Genomic DNA, 240 nt, shown 5'->3' with positions numbered 1-240 from the left:
AATAAAACACTTCTGGTAAATTTTGACCGGCCAGCTCCGCCTTTATATCCGTCAGCTTGGCACGTATCTTTTGCCAATCATCAACGACGACATCAAGGGTATCTATTTTTGCGAGCAGCATTTGTTGTAGCGCCGCCAACTCATCATTGTTTTGATAAGCAATTTCACAATGAATCAAAGACATTTTTGAGGTGTCACTTTCATGCGCGCTTTCGATATGGCTAATGTTGCCATTTTCAT

1 protein-coding gene is annotated in these 240 nt (G+C 41.2%); it reads right to left on the bottom strand.

Annotation, left to right across the window (positions count from 1 at the left end; all coding sequences use genetic code 11):
- Positions 1–240, bottom strand: a 240-nt coding sequence (locus BTV98_RS13380; RefSeq protein WP_143505788.1) for an NAD-glutamate dehydrogenase domain-containing protein, incomplete at both ends; no start/stop codon positions are given.

Source organism: Psychrobacter sp. Cmf 22.2 (assembly GCF_001921745.1).
Classification (GTDB): Bacteria; Pseudomonadota; Gammaproteobacteria; order Pseudomonadales; family Moraxellaceae; genus Psychrobacter.
Note: the sequence above shows the minus strand (reverse complement) of the source record. Positions and strands in the feature narration are given on the sequence as shown.